General features: G+C 29.8%; 1 protein-coding gene. It reads left to right on the top strand.

Annotation, left to right across the window (positions count from 1 at the left end):
- Nucleotides 1-170: 170 nt before the first annotated feature.
- A complete protein-coding gene (locus AX663_RS04220) occupies nucleotides 171-2,504 on the top strand; it encodes a hypothetical protein (protein WP_156430757.1) in 2,334 nt (777 codons plus the stop codon).
- Nucleotides 2,505-2,572 lie beyond the last annotated feature (68 nt).

Here is a 2,572-nt window from a genome sequence, read left to right as displayed (position 1 = left end):
ACTTGGTGATAAGTAAAATAAATGGAAACTCGGGAGGTTCTCGAGTTTTTTGTGTTTGCTTGATGGTGAAAATAAGTTTGAGGTTATTTTATATTATAAGTCAAGTAACAACTGAGTTACAGTTATGGTAGAATGGGAGACGTATGTAGAAAAAGAAAGTAGGAGAAACGTTGAAGTTAAGAAGAATTTGGTATTTCATGCTAGCTTTAGTTATTATTTCATTTACTGAAGTAGGACGTAAGATTGTAATTAGTATTAATAGTACAGTGGGTATTCTCTTCTGTGGATATACAATACCAATAGAAGTCATCAAGACAATTTATCGTTGTTTTTTCATCTGTTTTATTGTTTTAGCATTTTTTATTTTGAGGGATGTGTGTAAAAATAAAAGTAATAAAAAAAAGAGAATTGATAGAGAAAATTTCGAAGGGGACGAGTATAAGGAGTTTGAGTCGCTTATCACTAACAGTGGTGTCAGAAATATATGGATAACAGGTAGTTGGGGAACAGGAAAAACAAAGTTTGTTACTTCAATGTTAGATAAAATTGGGAAAAAATATTTATATGTATCTTTGTTTGGACTAAATTCACGTAAAGATATTATTCAAGAAATAAATAATAGAATTATTCAAGAAACAAAGATTTCAATTCTTGTTAATTTACCGGTAATTGGAAATCTTATTCAATGGTTTTATAGTTCTCAAGGAATATACATTCTTAGAAATTATTCAGAAGAATGGATTCTCGTTTTTGATGATTTTGAAAGGGTATCAAATACTATTATAAAATCAGCTGAGGAGTCTAAAAATTTAAGCTTGAGTGAATTTGAGAGCTATAATGAAGCTTTAGGTGTTATTGATTATATTGAACAAATAATTGGTTGCCGTGTTATTGTTATCTCCTCTAAAAAAGAAATAAAGCCTTTATATGAGAAAATTATCATTCCCAAGTTTAGTCCTAGAGAAATCAATATTGATTTTAATGCAGACAAGTTCCAAAATATTGTCAAAGAAAATCTAACGCAGTTGAGTCAGACAGACTTAATTGATGTATCGACTAGTCTTGCTGAGATCTGGAAAACAAAGATGAGCCTTGAGAACAAAAGAAAAGTCTCTTTCTTACAGTACCGCCCTTTTGTGAAGGAATTGGGTGAACTAAGTAATGAACCCAATGTTACACATATTATCTCTTATTCGCTTAGTCGTTTGATTAAGGAGGTAGATTTAGATATTCAGATTACTGAAGGAGAGTTGATAGCTTATAAATTAGTATTAAAGTTAAATAGTATTGAAAATCCTTCTAAATTTGAAGATGTATACAAACTTATAAAGAATTTAATCCGACACTATGGATTTGAGAATTCCAAGTTTTATTATGTGTCTAGAAGTAATATTAAATCCAAAATAATCAGGGATGATAGCATCACTTTCCACAATGCTTTAGTGTATTTCTATATGGATTTAGACTTGCCAAATGTTGCAATTAGTGATAAAGGCTCATTTAATGATGATGAGATAAGCATTCTGATGCAAAAAAGCCCTAATACCCCTCTGATGAAAAGACTGTTACAAGATTGGTTTACAAACAATTATTTGGAAAAACATTATTTTTCGAAAAAATATGAATCTAGAATTGGGTTAAAATCTGCAACAGGGAGTGACGTTTTTACTAATATTACTATTGGGAATTTTCACAATATAATAGGTCGTTCCAAATATAAAAAGGACTGGCAAGAAATTTATTATAGAGAAGTATCTAAATTATTGATAAAGAAGAATGGTCTACCTAATGAATGGATAAAACCCACAATGTCATTTTATCAAGAGGTTTCACAGAATCAACTAGATATCAAGACTTTGGAAAATATTTTAACTAGTTTGCCTAAAAATACTTTTCTAGGTCTTGAGAAACTACTAAAATCAAAGTTTTTGTATAACATAATTTCTGAAAAATACCAAATCAATGAAACTATATCTATGTATCTAGTAAAGGATTTTTTATTGTATTTCGAAGATATTGAAATAGCTTTAAATAATGGTGATAGCCTTGATTATAGCAAATATAATCATGTTCCTTTGTTGCCTTCAAATAAAAATTCAGTAATAGAATTTGAAAATAGTGACCAAGGAAAATTTGAAAAACAATTGTATAGAGTCAGCTTAAATACATCGTCTAGGTGTATTTATCAAGATGAGAAAGGCTTATTTAAACTCGATAGAGTAAAAATAAAAATAGAACATTTGTTATTTATTGTCATGAAACTCTCAATGTCTGAAACGATAGGTGGGAAGCTAACTAAAGACTATATAAGGGATTATTTTATGGATAACAAAGAAGATAACAATAGTCGGCTAAAAAAACGGCTTAGAGAAATACTCGAAGATAATGCAGAAAAAAACAAACTCGAACCTGATAAAAAGGGAATTTTTCTCAATCAAGATGAATATGATGAGACAGTTGGAGAGCGATACCAAAGATGGGTTAGTTTTCTAGAAGGATTGTAGAATGTGTGGCTCTTACAACTACGTGACTGCACTTGGTGATAAGTAAAATAAATGGAAACTCGGGAGGT

The organism is Streptococcus sp. CCH8-H5, from assembly GCF_001556505.1.
GTDB lineage: Bacteria > Bacillota > Bacilli > Lactobacillales > Streptococcaceae > Streptococcus.
Note: the sequence above shows the minus strand (reverse complement) of the source record. Positions and strands in the feature narration are given on the sequence as shown.